Annotated in this window: 15 protein-coding genes and 1 pseudogene; 10 read left to right on the plus strand and 6 right to left on the minus strand. The window is 60.8% G+C overall.

The genetic code is table 11. The features are described 5' to 3' along the window. Positions 1 to 232 precede the first annotated feature (232 nt). The gene (locus CAF65_RS15530; protein WP_085717066.1) at positions 233 to 1,267 is read right to left on the minus strand and encodes an AraC family transcriptional regulator; all 1,035 of its coding nucleotides are present in this window, start codon (positions 1,265 to 1,267) and stop codon (positions 233 to 235) included. Between the two features lie 356 nt (positions 1,268 to 1,623). Here CAF65_RS15530 and CAF65_RS15540 point away from each other — a divergent pair, with 356 nt between their 5' ends. The 8 genes from CAF65_RS15540 (at position 1,624) to CAF65_RS15580 (ending at position 13,687) form a co-directional block, all read left to right on the plus strand. After that, entirely contained in the window at positions 1,624 to 2,190 is a 567-nt protein-coding gene (locus CAF65_RS15540; protein WP_085717282.1) for an alpha/beta hydrolase, read from the plus strand. A gap of 124 nt (positions 2,191 to 2,314) precedes the next feature. After that, positions 2,315 to 4,318, plus strand: coding sequence for a DUF1302 domain-containing protein (locus CAF65_RS15545; protein WP_085717068.1), 2,004 nt, complete (start codon positions 2,315 to 2,317; stop codon positions 4,316 to 4,318). Positions 4,319 to 4,359: 41 nt separating this feature from the next. Next, positions 4,360 to 5,718, plus strand: coding sequence for a DUF1329 domain-containing protein (locus CAF65_RS15550; RefSeq protein WP_085717069.1), 1,359 nt, complete (start codon positions 4,360 to 4,362; stop codon positions 5,716 to 5,718). 178 nt (positions 5,719 to 5,896) lie between these two features. Next, positions 5,897 to 7,000: a YCF48-related protein gene (locus CAF65_RS15555; RefSeq protein ID WP_085717070.1), complete on the plus strand. Its 1,104-nt coding sequence runs from the start codon at positions 5,897 to 5,899 to the stop codon at positions 6,998 to 7,000. A gap of 16 nt (positions 7,001 to 7,016) precedes the next feature. Continuing rightward, positions 7,017 to 9,536 carry an RND family transporter gene (locus tag CAF65_RS15560; protein WP_085717071.1) on the plus strand — a complete coding sequence of 840 codons (2,520 nt, stop codon included), beginning with the start codon at positions 7,017 to 7,019 and terminating at the stop codon, positions 9,534 to 9,536. 6 nt (positions 9,537 to 9,542) lie between these two features. Then, positions 9,543 to 11,321: an acyl-CoA dehydrogenase C-terminal domain-containing protein gene (locus tag CAF65_RS15565; protein ID WP_085717072.1), complete on the plus strand. Its 1,779-nt coding sequence runs from the start codon at positions 9,543 to 9,545 to the stop codon at positions 11,319 to 11,321. A 24-nt stretch (positions 11,322 to 11,345) separates the two neighbouring features. Then, complete coding sequence (locus CAF65_RS15570; RefSeq protein WP_085717073.1) at positions 11,346 to 12,989, plus strand: fatty acid--CoA ligase; 1,644 nt, start codon at positions 11,346 to 11,348, stop codon at positions 12,987 to 12,989. A gap of 356 nt (positions 12,990 to 13,345) precedes the next feature. Beyond that, entirely contained in the window at positions 13,346 to 13,687 is a 342-nt protein-coding gene (locus CAF65_RS15580) for a potassium channel family protein (RefSeq protein ID WP_085717075.1), read from the plus strand. Between the two features lie 43 nt (positions 13,688 to 13,730). On the opposite strand, the gene CAF65_RS15585 is transcribed toward CAF65_RS15580, so the two are convergent. The 5 genes and pseudogenes from CAF65_RS15585 to CAF65_RS15605 form a co-directional block, all read right to left on the minus strand. Continuing rightward, the gene (locus tag CAF65_RS15585) at positions 13,731 to 13,952 is read right to left on the minus strand and encodes a formate dehydrogenase subunit delta (protein ID WP_085717076.1); all 222 of its coding nucleotides are present in this window, start codon (positions 13,950 to 13,952) and stop codon (positions 13,731 to 13,733) included. Beyond that, positions 13,949 to 16,825, minus strand: coding sequence for a formate dehydrogenase subunit alpha (gene fdhF, locus CAF65_RS15590; protein WP_085717077.1), 2,877 nt, complete (start codon positions 16,823 to 16,825; stop codon positions 13,949 to 13,951). Before fdhF ends, CAF65_RS15585 begins: the two co-directional genes overlap by 4 nt. Next, positions 16,822 to 18,381 carry an NADH-quinone oxidoreductase subunit NuoF gene (locus CAF65_RS15595; RefSeq protein ID WP_085717078.1) on the minus strand — a complete coding sequence of 520 codons (1,560 nt, stop codon included), beginning with the start codon at positions 18,379 to 18,381 and terminating at the stop codon, positions 16,822 to 16,824. The genes fdhF and CAF65_RS15595 overlap by 4 nt, the downstream gene beginning before the upstream one ends. Then, on the minus strand, positions 18,381 to 18,857 hold the full coding sequence (locus tag CAF65_RS15600; RefSeq protein ID WP_085717079.1) for a formate dehydrogenase subunit gamma: 477 nt from the start codon (positions 18,855 to 18,857) through the stop codon (positions 18,381 to 18,383). The genes CAF65_RS15595 and CAF65_RS15600 overlap by 1 nt, the downstream gene beginning before the upstream one ends. A gap of 514 nt (positions 18,858 to 19,371) precedes the next feature. Beyond that, positions 19,372 to 19,681: pseudogene (locus CAF65_RS15605) on the minus strand (DUF3077 domain-containing protein). 518 nt (positions 19,682 to 20,199) lie between these two features. On the opposite strand from CAF65_RS15605, the gene CAF65_RS15610 reads away from it, so the two are divergent. Together CAF65_RS15610 and CAF65_RS15615 are read left to right on the plus strand one after the other, a co-directional pair. Next, positions 20,200 to 21,486: a colicin-like pore-forming protein gene (locus CAF65_RS15610; protein ID WP_085717080.1), complete on the plus strand. Its 1,287-nt coding sequence runs from the start codon at positions 20,200 to 20,202 to the stop codon at positions 21,484 to 21,486. A 124-nt stretch (positions 21,487 to 21,610) separates the two neighbouring features. Then, positions 21,611 to 22,171, plus strand: a complete 561-nt coding sequence (locus CAF65_RS15615) for a hypothetical protein (protein WP_085717081.1) — start codon at positions 21,611 to 21,613, stop codon at positions 22,169 to 22,171. Positions 22,172 to 22,302 lie beyond the last annotated feature (131 nt).

The following is a 22,302-nucleotide window of genomic DNA, read 5'->3' on the forward strand; positions in this document are numbered from 1 at the left end:
ACTCGGAGGCCGCGATACCCCGTAGCGACACCGGAGCGAGGGAACCCGAAGCGCAGCGTAGGGCCCCTGGTGGGGCAAGAATTTTTGCTTACTTTTTTTTCGACTGAAAAAGTAAGGCGCCGTAAGGGCGCAAAGGTGACTCAGCGCCACCCTGGAAATGGATAAGCTCACAGCTACAGAGCAAAAAAACTTTCCCGACAATCCGAGAAGAACCTTTTTTTGCCTGGTCGACTCAGAGCTCTTTCGGGCCTGCGACAGGTTTTGCGCTGGATTGCCTTTGCGCCCGCCACGTCGCCGGCGGCATGCCGAACTGGTTGATGAACCAGCGAGTGAACGAGCTCGCCATCGAGTAGCCGAGCATGTCGGCGATGCGGCTGAGCGAGTAGTTCGGGTTGTCCAGGTAACGCAGCACCAGGTCGCGGCGCACGTCGTTGATCACGTCGTTGAAGGCGCAGCTGTCGTCCTTGAGGCGGCGTTGCAGGGTGCGCACGTTCATGCCCTGGCTCTGAGCGACCTGTTCGATGGTGGCGCGCCCCATGGGCAGCAGCAGGTAGATGGCCTTGCGCACCTCGAACAGCATCGAGGCGCCTTCGTGGTTCTGCAGCGAGTCGAGGTAGCTCTGGGCGTAGCGGGCCATGGCCGGGTCGGCGTTGGGGTTGGTCGTGTCGAGGCTGATGTCGGGGCAGACGATGCCGTTGAACTCGCTGCCGAACTCCAGATTGCAGCCGAACAGCCGGCGATGCAGGTGCAGGTTCTCCGGTGGCTGGTGCATGAAGTTGACGCTGTAGGGGTGCCAGTGTGAGCCGAGCAGGGCCGAGCACAGGCGGAACATCACGCCGATGGCCAACTCCGTGGCCTGACGGCTGGGCATCGGCGTTTCGGTGACCACCTCTTCGCGAATGATCACCATCTTGCCGGCCTCTTCGATGAAGATGGCCAGTGAGTCATTCATCAGGTGCCGGTAGTTCACCACGACCTGCAAGGCATCGCGCAGGGTGCGCTGATGGCTGAGCAGCAGGCTGACAACGCCGAAGTCCGAGAGCTGGCGCGACTCGGCCATGCTCAGGCCGAAGGTCTGGCAACCGCTGGCGGCGGCGGAATCCTCCAGCAGGCGCACCGCGGCATCAATGGGGATGCGGGTTTCAGGCGCTTGCAATTGGGTTCTGCTCAGGCCGACGCCTGCCATGACATCTCGCGGGTTGAAACCCAGGTACTGGGTGACCTCCAGGTAGTTGGTCAAGACGGCGGCGCGGACAAGCTTGGGCATGCGAAGGTCTTCCCTGGGCCGATGGCGATTGGCGTGAGCGTGGCGACTATATCCAGCGTATCAACAGTTGAACAGTTGTCATGTCGTTGATGATTTTCATGCTGGCCGGTCACTCAATCTCTGCGTGGGTTGATGCAATCGTCCTGTATCCGTTGATTACAGTGACCTTGCGCCAACCTGCGGTTTTTTTCGACCAGCGGTCGCACTGTCCTGCTGTCCGACAATTTGTCATCAAAAGAAAAGTGCCTGACGTCCAATGTAAAGCGCTTCGGGTGGTCGCTCTTTAATGTCGATCCTACAAAAAGCCCCTGGCGAAAACAGCCAGTCGAGTTATCGAGAAAGCGAAGGTGTTGACCGTGGACAAACTGCAAACTGCCGCCACCATTCTGATCGTTCCGGGTCTGCGCGAGCATGTGGCCGAACATTGGCAAACGTTGCTTGCAGCCAGGCTGAGCAAGGTGCGCAGTGTCCCGCCGCTGGAGACTGACAAGCTCGACTGTATGGCCCGTGTGCGGGCGATTCAACACGAACTCGAACAGATCGACGGCCCCGTGATTCTGGTGGCCCACAGTGCCGGCGTGCTGATGGTCGCGCACTGGGCGGCGCATTACAGCCGTCCGATCAAGGGCGCCTTGCTGGCTGCGCCACCGGACCTCGATGCGGTCTGGCCGGCAAACTATCCCTCTTCCGAAACCCTGCGTAGCCAGGGCTGGAATCCTCTGCCCCAAGGCCCGCTGCCATTTCGCAGCATCGTGGCCGGCAGCACCAACGATCACCTTGCCAGCCTTGCTGCGGTCACTCGCATGGCAGAAGGCTGGGGCGCCGAATTGCTCAATCTGGGCGATGTCGGCCATCTCAATCCGGCCGCAGGATTTGGCCATTGGCAGCAAGCCGAGGCACTCATCCTGGAGCTGGACCGCTAGTACAAGGAGCTGGACTGGCAGTACGCCAACCGGCAATTGCCCTCATTCCTTAAACGCAAACCCATAGAGGATTGTGTGAGGGCGGCTGCGCTTAAAACAAATACAAAAAGGCGGAGACAACGCAATGCACAACAATAAGACTCACGGCTTCACTGCTGCACGCTACACCTTGCTGGCTTCGGCCATTCTGGCCGTCATTGCGCCTGCTGCCCATGGAGTCGAGATCGATCTGGGCAACCCGGACTGGACCGCGCGCCTGGATAACACCGTCAAGTACAACTACGGCGTGCGCACCGAAAGCGCCGACAAACGCATGTTGGGAACGCCGAACAACAACGACGGCGACTACAACTTCCGCAAGGCCGGTACCAACATCACCAACCGTATCGACCTGTTGACCGAAATGGATGTGGTCTACAAGAACGCCATGGGCTTTCGCGTCAGCGCCGCCAGCTGGTACGACAAGGCCTATGACAACACCGGCTCCAACTCCAACCCGTTCGTCAACGGCAATGGGTCGACATCGGGCCTGATCGCCAACGACCCGCGCCTGGCAGCGGTCACCCATGACAACGTCGGTAATGGCAGCCCGCACCTGAGCAATTATGCCCAGCGCTACTACAGCGGTCCTTCGGGCGAAATCCTCGATGCCTTCGTGTTCTACAGCACCGAAGTGGGCGAGGAGTCGATGTTCAGCGCCAAGGCCGGCCAGCACAACGTGTTCTGGGGCGAGACCATTCTCAACCCGGTGCACTCGGTCAGCTACGGCCAGTCCGGCCTCGACCTGGCCAAGCTGGCCGCGTCGCCGGGTACCGAAGCCAAGGAACTGTTCGTCCCGCGCAACCAGTTGTCGATGACGTTCACGGTCAATCCGGAATTGACCGTGGGTGCCCAGTACTTCCTCGATTGGGACGCCGCGCGTCTGCCGGAAGCCGGTACTTACTACGGCGGTTCCGATCTGGTCGGCTATGGTGCGCAGTCGTTCCTGCTCGGCAACACCAACGCCAAGGTGCCTGGTAGTCCGCTGGGTTGCGGCCTGGCGCCGTGCAACGCGTTGACCAACGTGCGTCGCGGCCATGACCTGACACCGGGCAGCAGCGGCGACTGGGGCGTCATGGCCAAGTGGTCGCCGGCCTGGCTGGATGGCACCCTCGGCGTCTACTACCGCGAGACTTCGGAAATCCTGCCGCAAGCCTGGCTGGATGCCAGGGGCATTACCTCGGCCAACCCCAACGGCACCCGGCCGGCAGGGCAAGTGCCTGCGGTGGTCAACACCCTCAACTCGCTGGACACCGCGACGTATCAACTGGCCTATGCCGACAACATCAAGATCTTTGGCCTGAGCCTGTCCAAGGACGTGGGCGGGGTCAGCGTCGGTTCGGACCTGAACATCCGTCACAACATGCCGCTGGCCAGTATTCCGGCGATCGTCAGCAGCACCAGCCCGCTGGGCCTGGGCAAAGGCCTGGGGCTGTTGCCGGCGCGTTCGGATGCCACGGGTGTGATCTACGACACTCCACACCGCGGCGACAGCATGAGCGCCACCGGCGACACCTTGCACTGGACGCTCAACGGCCTGATGACCCTGCCGAAAACGCCGGTGTTCGATCAGGCGACCCTGCTCGGCGAGCTGTATTACAGCAACCTGCTCAAGCTCGATAGCAAGAACGAGGCGCTCTACAAAGGCAAGGACAGCTATCACGGTATCGACGCGCCGACCCGGGACAACTGGGGTGTTGCGGTCAACTTCACACCGACCTGGTACCAGGTGTTTCCCGGGGTCGACCTCAACGCGCCAATGTCGGTCAACGTCGGTATCGCCGGCGTGTCACCGGTCTCCGGTGGCGGTGCCAAGGACACCGGCAACTATGCCGTTGGCGTCGGTGCCGTTGTGTACAACAAATACTTTGTCGACCTGAAGTACGTGGACTCTTTCGGCAAAACCGAAAAGTGCAACGTCAGCGGTGTGAGTACCGGCCCGAACGGCGGTGACGGCTCCACTCCTAACGCCTTCAGCGGCAACGAAAACTACGCCTGTTTCGCCGGTGGCTACTCGTCCTTCTCCGGAGGTGGTGCCACGACTGAGGACCGTGGCGCCGTGTACCTGACGATGAAAACAACCTTTTGAAGCACCACTGATTTGCTCAACGCAAGCAGGAGAATAACAAGATGAAATTCGCACAAACCGTGTTGGCCGCTTCGCTGGCCATGGTCCTTGCCGCCCAGGCACAGGCCGCTGTTTCAACCCAGGAAGCTGCCAAGCTGGGCACCAGCCTGACCCTGGTCGGCGCTGAAAAAGCCGGCAACGCTGATGGTTCCATCCCTGCCTACAACGGTGGCTTGACCACGCCACCGGCCAGTTTCAAATCCGGTGACAGCATGCGCCCGGATCCGTTTGCCAGCGAAAAACCGCTGTTGGTGATCGACGGCAAGAACGTCGAGCAGTACAAGGGCCTGCTCAGCGCAACCACCGTTGAACTGGCCAAGCGTTTCCCGACCTTCCATGTCGACGTCTACCCGACCCACCGTACCGTTTCGCTGCCCCAGGCCGTTCTGGACAACGGCGTGAAGAACGCCATCGGTGCCAAGTCCCTGGAAGGTGGCCTGGCCATCGACAACGTCCTGCCGGGCGTGCCGTTCCCGATTCCGCAGTCGGGCAACGAAGCGATGTGGAACTTCCTGTTGCGCTACCAAGGCGTCAGCATCAGCTCCAAGTACGATTCCTGGAACGTCGACTCCGCCGGCGTGCCGAGCCTGGCCACCACCGGGCAAGCGAACATCTCCTACCCGATCTATGAAAACCTGTCGCAGCCGATCAGCAGCGCCGACGTGTACTACCAGATGAAGCTGGCGTACACCGGCCCTGCGCGCCGGGCCGGCGAAGCGGTGATGCTCAAGGACGCCGCCAACCCCTTGCAGCAGCCACGTCGTGCCTGGCAATACCTGCCGGGCCAGCGTCGGGTGAAACTGGCGCCGAACCTGGCGTACGACACGCCTAACCCTGGCACCGCGGGCGCGGGCACCTACGATGACGTGTTCGTGTTCAACGGTGCGCTGGACCGCTACGACTGGAAGCTGGTGGGCAAGCAGGAAATGATCGTGCCCTACAACACCTATAAGCTGACCTACGTCCAGGATCCGAAGTCGCTGACCACCGCCAACCACCTGGCACCGGACTTCGTGCGCTGGGAAAAACATCGCGTCTGGGTCGTCGAAGGCAACCTCAAGGCCGGTGCCCGCCACATCTACGCCAAACGCCGCTTCTACCTCGACGAAGACAGCTGGACCGCTCTGGCCTCGGATCAATATGACGCCCGTGGTCAGCTCTATCGCGGCTCCTTCGCCTTCCTGAGCCAGAGCTACGACAAGCAGGTGCCGGATTCGACGCCCTTCATGATCTACGACCTGGTGGGTGGTTCGTACAACATCAACGGCGTAGTCGGCCCGTATGGCGGCATCAAGTACATCGACCCGCTCTCCAAGGCGCAGTGGTCGTCGGAATCCCTGGCCGGCAGCGGTATTCGCTAAGCCAACCGCGTTGTTGTAGGAGCGAGCTAGCTCGTGATGGTCGCTAACGATTACGCGTGTTTTCTGGATACCCGCGTCGCCCAATAGTCCATCGCGAGCTTGCTCGCTCCTACAACGGCATGACCTGGTCTGGCACGCGGATGTGTGCCCCGGCGCGGTTTTCCGAAGAGGACGCAGTATGTGTTCGTATAAAAATAATATGTTGCGGCTGGCGTTTGGTGTCGTGCTCGGCCTGTGGCAGGGCATCACCCATGCGGCCGAATACGTCGATGTGCTGGACCTGCCCGCCAGGGTCAGCGCGTTGGCGATCAACAGCCCGTTGTCGGGCATGGCCCGCGCCGGTGGGCGCGTGATCGCCGTCGGCCAGCGTGGCCATATTCTGTTTTCCGATGACGCTGGCCGGCATTGGCAGCAGGCCGCCGTGCCGGTCAGCGCCGATCTGACCGCGGTGAATTTTCCGACCACCACCCAGGGCTGGGCGGTGGGTAATGACGGCGTGGTGCTGCACAGCAGCGACGCCGGCGCGACTTGGCAAAAGCAGCTCGACGGTCGCCAGATCGGCGAGTTGCTGGCCAGGCATTACACGGCGCTGGCCAGCGCCGAACCGGGCAACGAGCAATGGCCGCTGCTGGTCAACGAGGGCCAGAAGCTAGCCGAGCAGGGCGCGGACAAACCGTTGCTCGACGTCTGGTTCGCCAACGAAAAACTGGGTTATGTGGTCGGTGTGTTCAACCTGATTTTGCGCACCGAAGACGGTGGCCAGACCTGGACCCCGTTCCAGGATCGCACTGACAACCCGCAGGGCTTTCACCTCAATGCCATCGCCTCCACCGGTGACGATTTGTATATCGCCGGCGAACAGGGCCTGTTGCTCAAATGGGACGACAGCGCCCAACGCTTTGCCGCCGTGCCGACGCCGTATCAAGGCAGCTTCTTCGGTGTGCTCGGCAAGCCCGGCGAAGTGCTGGTCTATGGCCTGCGCGGCAACGTGCTGCGCAGCACCGACGGCGGCCAGAGCTGGACCGCACTGGACACCGGCCTGCACGTCAGCATCACCGCAGGCCTGATCGATGCCCGTGGCAATTATCGCTTGTTTACCCAGGGCGGGCAGATGCTGGTCAGTCAGGGGACGGGCGCACAGTTGCACCTGGTGCAGCAACCGGCACCGACGCCGGTCGCCGGCGCCACCCAGTCCGCCGATGGCGCCTTGGTGCTGGCCGGCAGCCGTGGTACCCGGACGCTAGCCGCCGAGCCAGCCCACGAAGCAGCCCTCGAACCCTAAGAGCGAGAATCCAGACATGGGCAATATCAAACAAGACGCCATGCCGGTGATCCGCGATGTGCGTGATTTCGATCGTCGCTCCGGCAACCTGCTGGAACGGCTGGTGTTCAACTATCGCCCGCTGTTCATGCTGCTGATGGCGCTGGCCACGGTGGTGCTGGGCTACATGGCGGCGACGCGCCTGGAGCTGCGCCCCAGCTTCGAAAAAATGATTCCGCAGAGCCAGCCGTACATCCAGAACTTCCTGGAAAACCGCCAGTCGCTGCGCGGGTTGGGCAACTCGGTGCGGGTGGTGGTCGAGAACACCCGGGGCGATATTTTCGACCCCGGTTACCTGGACGTGCTCAAGCAGGTCAACGACCAGTTGTTCCTCACCGAAGGTGTCGACCGCGCCTGGATGAAGTCGCTGTGGAGCCCGGCGGTGCGCTGGACCGAAGTCACCGAGGACGGATTCCAGGGTGGCCCGGTGATGCCCGACACCTATTCCGGGCAGCCTGAACAAATCGAACAATTGCGTCAGAACATCTCCCGTGCTGGCGTCGTCGGCAGCCTGGTGGCCAGCGATTTCAAATCGAGCATGCTGGTGGTGCCATTGCTGGACAAAGCCGCGGCCGGCGGACAGCGCATCAATTACCACGCGTTCTCGCAGATGCTCGAAGAGCAGTTGCGCGACAAGATCGAATACGCCGGCGACAGCGCCGCGCGTAAATCCGGGGTAGAAGGCACCGGTCAGTACAAGGTGCGGGTGATCGGCTTCGCCAAATTGATGGGCGACCTGATCGACGGCCTGATTCAGGTGATGATGTTCTTCGGTCTGGCGGTCGTCACTTCGCTGGTGATCATCTACGCCTACACCCGTTGCGTGCGCAGCACCCTGCTGGTGGTCGGCTGCTCGCTGATCGCGGTGGTCTGGCAGCTGGGCATCGTTGCCTGGCTCGGTTACGCCATCGATCCGTACTCGGTGCTGGTACCGTTCCTGATCTTCGCTATCGGCGTGTCCCACGCCGCGCAGAAGATGAACGGCATCATGCAGGACATCGCCCGTGGCACCCACAAGCTGATCGCCGCACGCTACACCTTCCGCCGTCTGTTCATTGCCGGGGTCACCGCGTTGCTGGCCGATGCCGTGGGCTTTGCGGTGCTGATGCTGATCGATATCCCGGTGATCCAGGACCTGGCGATCACGGCCAGCATCGGCGTCGCGGTGCTGATCTTCACCTCGCTGTTGCTGATGCCGGTGGCGCTGTCCTATGTCGGCGTCGGCGCCAAGGCCGCCGAGCGTGCGCTGAAAATCGACACCCGTGCAGAAAAGCACAAAGGCTTCGGCAAGCTCTGGGATCTGCTCGATCGCTTCACCACCGCCAAGTGGGCCACGGGCGCCGTTCTGGTTGCGGTGTTGATGGGTGTCGGCGGTTACCTGGTCAGCCTGAACCTGAAGATCGGCGACCTGGAAAGCGGTGCGCCGGAGCTGCGCGCCGACTCGCGCTACAACCGCGACAATGCCTACATCACCCAGCATTACGCACTGTCCAGCGACCTGTTCGCGGTGATGATCAAGACCGCGCCGGAAGGCTGCCTGAACTACAAGACCCTGGTCCTGGCCGACCGCCTGGCCTGGGAGCTGCAACAGTATCCGGGCGTGCAGGCCACGGCTTCGCTGGTCAACGCGGTGCGGCAGATCACTGCCGGCACCTACGAAGGCAACCCCAAGCTCAACAGCATCCAGCGCAACCAGGACGTGCTGAACTACGCCGCGCAGCAAGCCTCGGTCAACTCGCCGGAACTGTTCAACACCGACTGCTCGCTAATGCCGGTGATCACCTTCCTCAAGGATCACAAGGCTGAAACCCTGGACGCGGTGGTGGCGATCGCCGACAAATTCGCCAGGGAAAACAGCACCGAGGATCGCCAGTTCCTGCTCGCCGCCGGCACTGCCGGGATCGAGGCGGCGACCAACATCGTGGTGCGTGAAGCCAACCGCACCATGCTGCTGTACGTGTATGCGGCGGTGACGCTGTTCTGCCTGATCACCTTCCGCAGCTGGCGCGCCACGCTGGTGGCGCTGTTGCCGCTGGTGCTGACCTCGATCCTCTGCGAAGCCTTGATGGTGGCCATGGGCATCGGCGTGAAAGTCGCGACCCTGCCGGTGATCGCGCTCGGCGTGGGGATCGGCGTGGACTACGCCTTGTATCTGCTCAGCGTGCAATTGCACTTCCAGCGCCAGGGCCTGCCGCTGTCCCAGGCCTACCGCAACGCCGTGTCCTTCACCGGCCGGGTGGTCGGGCTGGTGGGCATCACCCTCGCGGCCGGCGTGGTGTGCTGGGTCTGGTCGCCGATCAAGTTCCAGGCCGACATGGGCATCCTGCTGACCTTCATGTTCCTGTGGAACATGCTCGGCGCACTGATCCTGATTCCGGCCCTGTCCTGGTTTCTGCTGCGCGAACGGGCTCCACAGCCCGGTTCTGTGGCGGCCGCCGAAAACCCTGAATCCACTGAACGTCACGGCATGCCCCATGCCCTGACCACTTCCGAGTAAGCCAAGATGTCTGATTACAAAGCTCCCCTGCGCGACATGCGCTTCGTACTCAACGAGGTTTTCCAGGTGTCCCGTCTGTGGGCCAGTTTGCCTGGCCTGGCCGATGTGATCGATGAAGAAACCGCCGCCGCCATCCTCGAAGAGGCCGGCAAGATCAGCGGCGAAGTGATCGCGCCCTTGAACCGCGCCAGCGACGAACAGGGCTGCACCTGGAGCAATGGTTCGGTCACCGCCCCGGACGGTTTTGCCCAGGCGTATCAAGCCTTCGCCGAAGGCGGTTGGGTCGGGGTTGGCGGTGATCCGCAGTACGGCGGCATGGGCATGCCCAAGGCCATTTCCGCGCAGGTCGAAGAGATGGTCAACTCGGCCAGCCTGTCGTTCGGCCTGTACCCGATGCTGACCGCCGGCGCGTGCCTGTCGATCAAGGCCCACGCCAGTGAAGAGCTGAAAGCGACTTATCTGCCGAACATGTATGCCGGCACCTGGACCGGTTCGATGTGCCTGACCGAAGCCCACGCCGGCACCGACCTGGGCCTGATTCGCACCCGCGCCGAGCCACAGGCCGACGGCAGCTACAAGGTCAGTGGCAGCAAGATCTTCATCACCGGCGGCGACCACGACCTGACCGAGAACATCATCCATCTGGTACTGGCGCGACTGCCGGATGCACCGGCGGGGCCAAAAGGCATCTCGCTGTTCCTGGTGCCCAAGGTGCTGGTCAACGCCGACGGTTCGCTGGGTGAAAACAATGCGCTGTCCTGCGGCTCCATCGAGCACAAGATGGGCATCAAGGCCTCCGCCACGTGCGTGATGAACTTCGATGGCGCCACGGGCTGGATCGTCGACGCACCGAACAAGGGCCTGGCGGCGATGTTCACCATGATGAACTACGAGCGACTGGGCGTCGGCATCCAGGGCCTGGCGCAGGGTGAGCGTTCGTACCAGAACGCCGTCGCCTACGCCCGTGACCGCCTGCAAAGCCGTGCGCCGACCGGTGCGCAATTCAAGGACAAGGCCGCCGACCCGATCATCGTGCATCCGGACGTACGCCGCATGCTGTTGACCATGAAAGCCTTGAACGAAGGCGGTCGTGCGTTCTCCAGCTACGTGGCCCTGCAACTGGACATCGCCAAGTACAGCGAAGACGCCGCCACCCGTACCCGCGCTCAGGAACTGGTGTCGCTGCTGACACCCGTAGCGAAGGCCTTTCTCACCGACATGGGCCTGGAGACGACCGTTCACGGCCAGCAGATCTTTGGCGGCCACGGCTACATCCGCGAATGGGGTCAGGAGCAACTGGTGCGCGACGTGCGCATCACCCAGATCTACGAGGGCACCAACGGCATCCAGTCCCTGGATCTGGTCGGGCGCAAGATCGTCGGCAGCGGCGGGGCGCTCTACAACCTGTTCGCCGACGAGATTCGTCACTTCACGGCGACCGCCAGTACGGATCTCGCCGAGTTCACCAAACCGTTGAATGCCGCCGTGGATACCCTCGACGAGCTGACCGCGTGGCTGCTGGACCGGGCTCAAAACAACCCGAATGAAATCGGCGCGGCCTCGGTCGAGTACCTGCACGTGTTCGGCTACACCGCCTATGCCTACATGTGGGCGCGCATGGCCAAGGCCGTCCTGAGTTCGCACGTCGAGGATGATTTCCATACCAGCAAACTGGCTACCGCGCGTTTCTACTTTGCCCGGTTGCTGCCGCGTATCCACTCGTTGAGCGCATCGGCCAAGGCCGGCAGCGACTGCCTCTATGAGTTGCAGGCCGATCAGTTCTGATCCTAAGGACAAGGAACCTTAATCATGATGGCGACAAAAATAATCCCGCCCGCCGACGGCGCCTATGCCTATCCCTTGCTGATCAAGCAATTGCTGCTGTCCGGCGTGCGCTACGAGCCGGGCCGGGAAATCGTCTACGCCGACAAGCTGCGCTACAGCTACCAGACACTCAACCAGCGCATCCGCCGCCTGGCCAATGCGCTGACCGCAGCCGGGGTCAAGGCCGGTGACACGGTGGCCCTGCTCGACTGGGACAGCCACCGTTACCTGGAATGCTTCTTCGCCGTGCCGATGATCGGCGCGGTGCTGCACACAGTGAACATTCGCCTGTCGCCGGAGCAGGTGCTGTTCACCATGAACCACGCCGAGGATGACCTGGTGCTGGTGCATGATGACTTCCTGCCGCTGGTCGAACAGATTCAGGACCGGCTCACCACCGTCAAGGGCTTCCTCCAGCTTACGGACGACACGGCGCCGAGCACCACGTTGCCGGTGCTGGGCGAATACGAGCACCTGCTGTCCCTGGCGCCGGACCAGTATGACTTCCCGGATTTCGACGAGAATTCGGTCGCCACGCTGTTCTACACCACCGGCACCACTGGCGATCCGAAAGGCGTGTACTTCAGCCATCGCCAACTGGTCCTGCACACCCTGAACGCCGTCGGCACCCTGGGCGCCTATCAGGGCCAGCCGCTGCTGCGTTCCGACGATGTGTACATGCCCATTACGCCGATGTTCCACGTGCATGCGTGGGGCGTGCCTTATGTCGCGACCCTGATGGGCATCAAGCAGGTGTATCCGGGCCGCTACGAGCCCAACAGCCTGGTGCGGCTCCATCGCGAAGAGAGGGTGACGTTCTCCCATTGCGTGCCGACCATCCTGCAGATGATCCTCAACTGTGAGGAAGGCAAGGCGACCCGTTTCGACGGCTGGAAAATGCTCCTCGGCGGCAGTGCGCTGACCCTCGGCATCGCCAGCGAAGCCAGCGCCAAAGGCATGGTGGTGCACGCCGGCTACGGCATGTCCGAAACCTGCCCGTTGCTGTGCCTGACTTATCTGCGTGACGAAGACCTGCAGCTATCTGTCGATGCCCAACTGCCGATCCGCATCAAGACCGGCACGCCGGTGCCGATGGTCGACCTGAAGATCATCGACGCCGATGGCAATGACGTGGCCCACGATGGCGAGTCCCTGGGGGAGATCGTGGTGCGCGCGCCGTGGCTGACCCAGGGCTATCTCAACGCCCCGGACAAAGGCGCGGAGCTGTGGCACAACGGCTGGCTGCACACCGGCGACATGGCCTCGATCGACAAGCTGGGCGGCGTGGAAATCAAGGACCGCATCAAGGACGTGATCAAGACCGGTGGCGAGTGGATCAGCTCCCTGGAACTGGAAAGCCTGATCAGCGAACACCCGGGCGTCATGTCCGTCGCGGTGGTGGGTATCGTCGATGAGCAATGGGGTGAACGGCCCATGGCCATGGTTGTCAGCGAGCCGGGCCAATACCTGGATCGCAAGATCCTGGAGACGCATCTGCAAGCCTTTGTCGACGGCGGCCGCATCAACAAATGGGCGATCCCCAAGCAGTTCAAGTTCGTCGCCGAAATCCCCAAGACCAGCGTCGGCAAGATCAACAAGAAGCTGATTCGCGAAAGCGAAGCCAACTGACCGCTACATCCTAGGCCGTGGCATCGTCGAGGGCATGCGTTGTTGTGGCGGGATAAACCTGCCATTGCCCTCGGCGGCCGGCGCTTTCTGGATAGTATGGGTGGTGTCATCTTTGGCATAGTCGTGGCAAGACGAACCGCCGAGCGCTATGACGAGGGCGATCAGGACAGGCGGGGTCAAGTGCTTGAACACGGACCTTCTCCACTAGCGTGACGGCTACCTGTCAGCTTAGTCCTGCGTTCTCCACAGATATCGCCCCGTTGGTCGCGGTTTTCAGCGCTTGTGCCAAGCTGAACGGGGTATTGAATCGCCGTGCATCCCATTGCCGGTCAGGCAAACCCCAGGAAGCCCACGACATGAACTTCACCCGTGCAGCAAACGTCCGCAAAGAGTTCTACAAAGCGGTCTGGTTCTATTTCAAAGTGGTGTGGCCGATCTTCTCGATACTGCTGTTAGTGATCGTAGTGTTCGGCCTGATCATCGCCCATCTGGAAGGGTGGAGCCCCGATGACGGTGTGTACTTCGCCTTCGTCACGGGCCTGACCATCGGCTACGGCGAACTGGTGCCCAAACTCGGCGTCTCACGAGTGCTGGCAGTGCTGCTGGGTTTCAACGGCGTACTGCTGACCGCGACATTCGCGGCGATCAGTGTCCGGGCCATTGAAGTGACGGTGACGGCGTCACGCAAAGACGTGTAGGAGCGAGCCTGCTCGCTCCTACAGTTTTTCTGCTGGCTAAAACCTATGCCTCCCAGCCCGCCCCGCTCACCGCCGCCTGTGCCAAGGGGTGCAAGTCCGCACCCTGGTGCTCTGTCTGCCAGGCCAGCAATTCCTTGCGCATCCCGGGCGTCCAGTACATTTGCAGGTGATTGCGCACCCCGAGCACGGCCTGTTGCTGGTCTGGTTCGCTGGTAAAGTACTGGGCGATCTGGTTGGCCATCTTGATCAGGTTGGCAGTGCTCATCGGCGTACCTCCGCTTTAGCGCCACGGGCGCGATCCTTGAGCAGGCGGTGCTGCTCGTCGCTGAACTCCTGGAAGCGCTTTTGCCACTCCGAAGGGTGGTAGACGCGGCTGACTTCCACGGCCGTGACCTTGTACTCCGGACAGTTGGTGGCCCAGTCGGAGTTGTCGGTGGTGATCACGTTGGCGCCCGACTCGGGGAAGTGGAAGGTGGTGTACACCACGCCCGGGGCGACCCGTTCGGTAATCCGCGCACGCAGTACGGTCTGCCCGGCGCGGCTGCCGATGCCGACCCAGTCACCTTCGTTGATGCCACGGCTCTCGGCGTCGGTCGGGTGGATTTCCAGCCGGTCTTCATCGTGCCAGGCGACGTTGTCGGTACGCCGGGTCTGGGCGCCGACGTTGTACTGGCTGAGGATGCGCCCGGTGGTCAGCAACAGCGGATAGCGACTGTTGACCTTCTCCTCGGTGGGCACGTAGCCGGTGAGCATGAAGCGCCCCTTGCCGCGCACGAATTCCTCGATGTGCATGGTCGGCGTGCCGTCCGGTGCTGCGGCGTTGCACGGCCATTGCAGGCTGCCGTGGCTATCCAGCGCGGCGTAGCTGACGTTGGTGAAGGTCGGCGTCAGGCTGGCGATTTCATCCATGATTTGCGATGGATGCTTGTAGTTCATCGGGTAGCCCAGGGCATTGGCCAGGGCCACCGTGCCTTCCCAGTCGGCCTTGCCGCCCAGCGGCTCCATGACCTTGCGCACCCGCGAGATGCGCCGCTCGGCGTTGGTGAAGGTACCGTCCTTTTCCAGGAACGAAGCGCCCGGCAGGAACACGTGGGCGAACTTGGCGGTTTCGTTGAGGAAAATGTCCTGCACCACCACGCACTCCATGGCTGACAGCGCCGCGGTGACGTGCTGGGTGTTCGGGTCGCTCTGGGCGATGTCTTCGCCTTGGCAGTACAGGCCCTTGAAGCTGCCGGCCAGCGCAGACTCGAACATGTTGGGAATGCGCAGGCCCGGGTCGGGTTGCAGGGTGACGTTCCACGCCTGTTCGAATTGCGTGCGGATGACATCGTTGGAGATGTGCCGGTAGCCAGGCAACTCGTGGGGGAAGGAGCCCATGTCGCAGGAGCCCTGAACGTTGTTCTGCCCCCGCAGCGGGTTCACGCCCACGCCTTCGCGGCCGATGTTGCCGGTGGCCATGGCCAGGTTGGCGATGCCCATGACTGAAGTGCTGCCCTGGCTGTGTTCGGTGACGCCCAGGCCATAGTAGATCGCCGCATTGCCACCGGTGGCGTACAGGCGAGCGGCGGCACGGATGTCGGCAGCTGCTACACCGCAGATCGGGCCAATCGCTTCCGGCGAGTTTTCCGCACGGCTGACGAACTCGCTCCAGCGGGCGAAATCGCCGGCCTCACAACGGGCGTCGATAAAGGCCTGGTTTTGCAGGCCTTCAGTGATGATCACATGGGCCAAGGCATTGAGCATGGCGACGTTGGTGCCGGGGCGCAGGGCCAGGTGCAGTTCGGCGCGGGCGTGCACCGTGTCCACCAGATCGATGCGACGTGGGTCGATGACGATCAGCCGCGCGCCTTCACGCAGGCGGCGCTTGAGTTGCGAGGCGAACACCGGGTGGGCGTCGCTGGGGTTGGCGCCCATCACCAGGATCACGTCGGCCTGCATCACCGAGTCGAAACTCTGGGTGCCGGCGGACTCGCCCAGGGTTTGCTTGAGGCCATAACCGGTCGGCGAGTGGCAGACCCGCGCACAGGTGTCGACGTTGTTGTTGCCGAACGCGGCGCGCACCAGTTTCTGCACCAGATAGGTTTCTTCGTTGGTGCAGCGGCTGGAGGTGATGCCACCGATGGAGTCGCGGCCATATTTTTGCTGCAGCCGGCGGAATTCGCTGGCGGCGTAGGTTACCGCTTCATCCCAGCTGACTTCCTGCCAAGGGTCGCTGATGTGTTTGCGGATCATCGGTTTGGTGATGCGATCCGGGTGGGTGGCGTAGCCCCAGGCAAAGCGCCCCTTGACGCAGGAGTGGCCGTGGTTGGCCTGGCCGTTCTTGTCGGGAACCATGCGCACCAGTTGGTCGCCTTTCATCTCGGCGCGGAACGAACAGCCCACGCCGCAATAGGCGCAGGTGGTGATCACGCTGCGTTCGGGCTGACCCATTTCGACCACGTTTTTTTCCATCAGGGTCGCGGTGGGGCAGGCCTGCACACAGGCACCGCAGGACACGCATTCCGAGTCGAGGAAGTTCTCGCCACCGGCAGCGGCCACGCGGGATTCGAAACCGCGCCCGGTAATGGTCAGGGCAAAGGTGCCCTGGGTTTCTTCGCAGGCACGCACGCAGCGGTTGCAGACGATGCACTTGCTCGGGTCGTAGTCGAAATAAGGGTTGGAGGTGTCTTTTACGTCCTCCAGATGGTTCTCGCCTTCATAGCCGTAGCGCACTTCCCGCAGGCCAACCTGGCCAGCCACGGTTTGCAGCTCGCAGTTGCCGTTGGCCGAGCAGGTCAGGCAGTCCAGCGGGTGATCGGAGATGTACAGCTCCATGACATTGCGCCGCAGGGTCGCGAGCTTCGGCGTCTGGGTGTGCACGGTCATGCCTTCAGTGACAGGCGTAGTGCAGGACGCGGGGTAGCCGCGCATGCCGTCGATTTCCACCAGGCACATGCGGCAGGAGCCAAAGGCTTCCAGGCTGTCGGTGGCACAGAGTTTCGGAATGGTGGTGCCCAGCAGCGCGGCGGCGCGCATCACCGAGGTGCCTTCGGGCACGCTGATGCTGCGGCCGTCGATGTTCAGGGTGACTTGCACCTGGCTGTCGCGGGCCGGGGTGCCCAGATCGATATCGGTTTTCGGGTCGAAGAGAGTGATCATTGCTCGGCCTCCGAGGCTTGCAGACCGAAGTCGGCGGGGAAGTACTTGAGGGCGCTGGCGACCGGGAAAGAGACCATGCCGCCCAGCGCACACAGCGAACCGTATTGCAGGGTGTCGCACAGGTCCTTGAGGATGATCACCTGCTCATCGCGACCATTCTGGTCGGGCGCGGCCAGCAGGCGGTCGATCACCTCCACGCCCCGGGTCGAGCCGATGCGGCAGGGGGTGCATTTGCCACAGGATTCCTCGGCGCAGAACTGCATCGCGAAACGCGCCATGTGGGCCATGTCCAGGCTGTCGTCAGCCACCACCACGCCACCGTGACCGAGCATCGCGCCGATGGCGGCGAAGGCTTCGTAATCCAGCGGCGTGTCGAATTGCGACGGCGGCACCCAGGCGCCAAGCGGGCCGCCAACCTGTGCGGCCTTCAGCGGCCGACCACTGGCGGTACCGCCGCCGTAGTCTTCCACCAGCTCCCGCAGGGTCAGGCCAAAGGCCCGTTCCACCAGACCGCCGTGACGAATGTTGCCCGCCAACTGGAAGGGCATGGTGCCCAGCGAGCGGCCCATGCCGTAATCGCGATAGAACTGCGCGCCCTTGGCCAGAATCAGCGGCACCGAGGCCAAAGTCAGCACGTTGTGCACCAGGGTCGGTTGGCCGAACAGCCCCTGCAAGGCGGGGATCGGCGGCTTGGCGCGGACAATCCCGCGCTTGCCTTCCAGCGAATCCAGTAGCGCTGTTTCCTCGCCGCAGATGTACGCGCCGGCACCGACGCGCACTTCCATGTCGAAGGCCTGACCGCTGCCGCCGACATTGGCGCCGAGGTAACCGGCATCACGGGCAATGCTCAACGCCTGACGCAGGGTGGCCACGGCATCCGGATATTCCGAGCGCACATAGATGTAGCCGTAACTGGCGCCGCAGCAGAGGCCGGCGATGGCCATGCCTTCGATCAACAGGAAGGGGTCGCCTTCCATCAACATACGGTCGGCGAAGGTGCCGGAGTCGCCCTCGTCGGCGTTGCACACAATGTACTTCTGCGCAGCCTGGGTGCCGCGCACCGTGCGCCATTTGATCCCGGCCGGGAAAGCCGCGCCGCCACGGCCACGCAGGCCTGAATCGAACACTTCCGTCGCGGTCTGCTCACCGCCCACCGCGATGGCGCGGGTCAAGCCCTCGAAACCGCCATGGGCCCGGTAATCCTCCAGCGACAGCGGCCGGGTAATGCCGGCTCGGGCAAACAGCAGGCGTTGTTGAGTCTTGAGATAAGGCAGCTCTTCCACCAGACCCAAGGCCAGTGGATGGCTGGACGGCTCGCCTTGCAACGCATCGAGCACGGACGGCACATCGGCAGCGGTCAGCGGGCCGAAGCCGATCCGGCCTTGCGGGCTGTCCACTTCCAGCAGCGGTTCCAGCCAGTACAGGCCGCGCGAACTGGTGCGCTGTAGCTCCAGCGGCAAATTAAGTGCCTTGGCCTGATTGATCAGGGCCACGGATACCTCATCGGCACCCACGGCACGGGCAATAGAATCACAGGGCAGATAGAGCGTCGGCATCACGCGTCCTCCCGGCAAGCGTCGAGCAGTGCATCCAGACGCTCGGCACTGAGCCGCGCATGCACCCGGCCATCCAGCTCAAGCGCAGGCGAACAGGCGCAGGCGCCAAGGCAATACACCGGACGCAAACTGATGCTGCCGTCGGCACTGCTGCCGTGATCGTCCAGTTGCAGACGCTCGCGCAACTGCGCGGCCAACTGCTCGGCGCCACGGCTCTTGCACGACTCGGCGCGGCACAGCCGCAGGATATGCCTGGCCGGCGGGGCGGTACGGAAGTCATGGTAAAAACTGATCACCCCGCGAACCTCGGCCTGACTCAGATTGAGGGCATGAGCAATCTCGGGGACGGCGACATCGGGGACGTAACCGATGCGCTCCTGAATATCATGAAGAATGGGCAACAGCGCACCCGCAGAGCCCTTGTGGCGCTCCAGCAGGCTGTTGACCACAGGCAGGTGCAACTCAACATCAGGCATACAGCATTCCTCACGGTCACGGACACACCAGAAGGTCGTCGGTTGTCCGAAAGTGTCGGCTGCGGCACTTACACCACGTCACGCAATCGTGGCATTTTCAGGCCGTTGGCCAGGGCACCCTGAGCGGGCATCTTGTTGTGCCCGGCGCGGTCTTCGCCGCACATCGGTAAGGGCATAAAAGCCAGATTGCCACGCCGCCTTTGATTTATCCGCACCAGAGCGACGTGTTTGGTTCTGTCTGCGACTATCCATTAAGTCTAGATGAGCGAGGCAGGGGCCGTTCATGCACTGGCCTACCGGTGGGGGATGTATAGCAAGCGTTGCCGGTGAGAAACAGCATCAGATCGGTGGGTAATTCCAGGGTGCAGATGCGGTGATCCATTCCACAGCCCCCCGTAGGAGCGAGCCTGCTCGCGAAAAACCAGAGGCAACCACCACTCCCGCTGAATGCCCAAGCTCACCGCGACCAAGCCCGTCTCTACAAGCGTTATGCCTGACGTCTAAAACCCGGAAGCTACCCTTCAGATTCCGACGCTCGCTTGGACATCGGCGCAACAGCCCGATCCCGCGTCAGCACCTTCACCGCATCATCCACCAACGCCTTGCTCATCGAGGTCAAATAATGCGCAGCCCAGGCATGACGGTCGGTGTCTGTGGCATAGGCAGAATCTTCGGTCAGCGACTTGGCCAGGAACAGAAAATCAGAAGCCATCGACAACGCATCACCGAGGGGAACGCCGCGAGTGACGTGGAACAGTGGTTGATCGGAACAGTAAATGGCGGGGGGTTAGGCCGATGGTTTTGAGTTCGGGTTGTTCGGTCATTGGCCACCTCCGAGGATGGAGAGGCAATGGGGGAGGGTGTTACGCGATTGGGAATTGCGTAGAGGGGAAAGCCAAATTTCAAACGGATTGATACTGCGCATTATCTAACTCCTTGATATGAGGAGCTGCCACATTCGTTTCCACACGCACAGCCGCCATAACTCACGCGGCAGGCATAAAAAAGCGCCTGATGACGTGATTGGGGCGCTGTTGCGCCTTGAATAACTCGGGTCGCTGAATTGGCAGCGACGGTGGGAGGGGGCGTGCGAACCATTTTTCTGCAACTTCTGAAGATGAGCAACATCCGCTAACGAAGAGTTGTGACGCAAAGTCATAGCCCTGCCTATGCTCTTTTAGCTGCTGTTTCAAAAAGAATATGACTTTGATTTTTACAGTTAATGCTTGCTCGTGAAGTTCCAAGCGGTAAGGGCAAGCAGTCTGAAGATAGCCTGTTTACGACCTTGAATCAGGGTCGATTAAGAAGGGCTGTTTGTTTCACATATCATGGAGAAAAATACATGCCGCAAGGAAATGTCACCCTTCCACCTATTGTTGTAACTCCTGAACCACCACTGCCCAAGCCTTCGGGCCCCATCCCCGGTAGTGGGGTAGTTGCCAAGCCGTTATCGTGGAATGGAAAAGTTGTCAGTAGTTTCGAAGTTGATATGTTCTTCAGTCAGAAAGGCATCAGGGTAAGTGATCGCTACACGATATCCGTAATAGTTACTGTCGCCACAGCTCAAAGAAATATTGAGCAATCCTACACCGCCTATTTGCCACAATTACCAGCGGATATTGACGCGGAAATTGCTGCGGCAGTGGGTATCTACTCACTCTCCAAGCTGGAACAGACCAAAGCGGAAAAAGCCGTTGTGGACAGTCTGATCATTCAGAACGACGCGGAACTAGCCAAGAGTAACACTGAAGCAAACGCTTTTTTCGGTAGAAATGTCCTGGCGGTGGAAATCAAGAAAAGTGCAGTGGATTTTGCGAACTTACTCCAGAACTCCCGTGTTCCCGGAACAGGTCTCGGCATTTACAAAAGCTGGGAGGCATCCGCTATAGCTGCCTACAGGGCAAAAATACTGACAGAGAAAATCCGAATTCTTTCGGAAAAATCCGTAATCCTGACGCAGGCTGTTGTCACTGCCCAGGTGGAAGAGGACGCTCGTCTATTAGCGGAGGCGGAGGCAAGAAGGCTGGCTGAGGAAGCCGCTCACATTGCAGCAGAAAAGGCCAGTTACGAAGCTGCAATCATGTTTCTATCCGACGTCAATAAAGACATTCTGGTCAGATACGGCGAAAACATGAGCAAAGTCGCGTTGGATCTACAGGAAAATATTTCAGGCAAGAAAGTGCGAAGCTATGCGCAAGCTATGGAAACCTTTGAGAAGGTGCGGGTAAACCCCAACACAAAGCTCAATTCGCAGGACACCAAGGCCGTAGTGAACGCGTTAAAGACTCTCGATCAGGCGACGCTGGCCGACAACGTCACACGATTGGGCAAGGCGTTTGGCGTTGTTGGCAAAATTTTCCAGATCAACGCAATTCGGGAGCACACGATTGTTGGTATCGAAACTGGCGACTGGAAACCCCTCGGTCTGGAACTGGAAAGCATTGCTGTCGGTATTGGAGCCGGAGCGGTACTTGCGGGCGTCATGGTGCTGGCCATACCGGCGTTTGTCGGATCCGTAGCAGGTGTAGTGACGGTGGCAATATTGATGGCACTGGCAGGCGCTTACTTCGACGCAAAAAAGGTCGATGAGATCAACACCACTGTCCTCAATGTACTTCCGCAACAATAATGATACACAGTTTGTTACGGTAAAATGGCCCGATGCTCCATTGCATCGGGCTTAATGCCGAAAGCATGGGCTTCACCAATTCTCCAAAGCTTTTTCGGTCCACTCCAAGGGCAAGGTAGTCTCAATGAGTAAAAAAGTTACTCAAGTTATTCCCGTTCCTTATCTGCTGATATCGTTTAGCCTGATACCTATATTCCTGATCGCCAATTTTCTACCGGCACACGCTAGTACCGAGATGTATCTGCGAATCGACAATTTTTTAGAGCAACATCTGTTTGGGACGGTGGGGTTTTGGTCTTCATTGTTTCCATTCAGCTCCCGATTGAGCACCAGCTATATCAGCCTTTTTGGTCCAATCTTCGCAGCGGTTTCCGTCTACCTGACCCACGCAAAAATTGTCATAGACCCAGAGCAATACCGGAGCTTGACGCTCAAAAAGTACGTGTATGCATTGTTTGTAATAGCAGTGTTACAAGCGATATTTGTGTCGATTAATTACTTCGGTGATGTAGATTTGGCTGGGCATAATCACAAGTTTCGCCTTTTTGGAGTGAATGCCTTGATGTATTCGATATTTGCCTCAGCTATGTTGCTGTGTTATTACGCGATTACGTTATTGGGGTACGTTGTGTTTTGTTACATTCCTCGGTTGTTCATAGAGCGTTGGAGAAATGGCGTTCTTTAAGAAAAGATGGGATAGACTTCCATTTGAGGGAACGGAAGATATTGATTCGTCTCGGCGGGAGAGAGACTTATCATTGGATAAGAAGGAGTGGCAACCAACGTCGGTCTGATTATAGGGCGTTCTCGCTTTTT

This window comes from Pseudomonas sp. B28(2017) (assembly GCF_002113025.1).
GTDB lineage: Bacteria > Pseudomonadota > Gammaproteobacteria > Pseudomonadales > Pseudomonadaceae > Aquipseudomonas.

Excerpts from the sequence above, each read along its gene's own strand:
- CAF65_RS15545 (WP_085717068.1), top strand. The coding sequence starts at position 2,315 with ATGCACAACAATAAGACTCACGGCTTCACTGCTGCACGCTACACCTTG.
- CAF65_RS15580 (WP_085717075.1), top strand. The coding sequence starts at position 13,346 with ATGAACTTCACCCGTGCAGCAAACGTCCGCAAAGAGTTCTACAAAGCG.
- CAF65_RS15595 (WP_085717078.1), bottom strand. The coding sequence starts at position 18,381 with ATGCCGACGCTCTATCTGCCCTGTGATTCTATTGCCCGTGCCGTGGGT.
- CAF65_RS15530 (WP_085717066.1), bottom strand. The coding sequence starts at position 1,267 with ATGCCCAAGCTTGTCCGCGCCGCCGTCTTGACCAACTACCTGGAGGTC.
- fdhF (WP_085717077.1), bottom strand. The coding sequence starts at position 16,825 with ATGATCACTCTCTTCGACCCGAAAACCGATATCGATCTGGGCACCCCG.
- CAF65_RS15560 (WP_085717071.1), top strand. The coding sequence starts at position 7,017 with ATGGGCAATATCAAACAAGACGCCATGCCGGTGATCCGCGATGTGCGT.
- CAF65_RS15600 (WP_085717079.1), bottom strand. The coding sequence starts at position 18,857 with ATGCCTGATGTTGAGTTGCACCTGCCTGTGGTCAACAGCCTGCTGGAG.
- CAF65_RS15550 (WP_085717069.1), top strand. The coding sequence starts at position 4,360 with ATGAAATTCGCACAAACCGTGTTGGCCGCTTCGCTGGCCATGGTCCTT.
- CAF65_RS15585 (WP_085717076.1), bottom strand. The coding sequence starts at position 13,952 with ATGAGCACTGCCAACCTGATCAAGATGGCCAACCAGATCGCCCAGTAC.
- CAF65_RS15570 (WP_085717073.1), top strand. The coding sequence starts at position 11,346 with ATGATGGCGACAAAAATAATCCCGCCCGCCGACGGCGCCTATGCCTAT.
- CAF65_RS15615 (WP_085717081.1), top strand. The coding sequence starts at position 21,611 with ATGAGTAAAAAAGTTACTCAAGTTATTCCCGTTCCTTATCTGCTGATA.
- CAF65_RS15610 (WP_085717080.1), top strand. The coding sequence starts at position 20,200 with ATGCCGCAAGGAAATGTCACCCTTCCACCTATTGTTGTAACTCCTGAA.
- CAF65_RS15565 (WP_085717072.1), top strand. The coding sequence starts at position 9,543 with ATGTCTGATTACAAAGCTCCCCTGCGCGACATGCGCTTCGTACTCAAC.
- CAF65_RS15555 (WP_085717070.1), top strand. The coding sequence starts at position 5,897 with ATGTGTTCGTATAAAAATAATATGTTGCGGCTGGCGTTTGGTGTCGTG.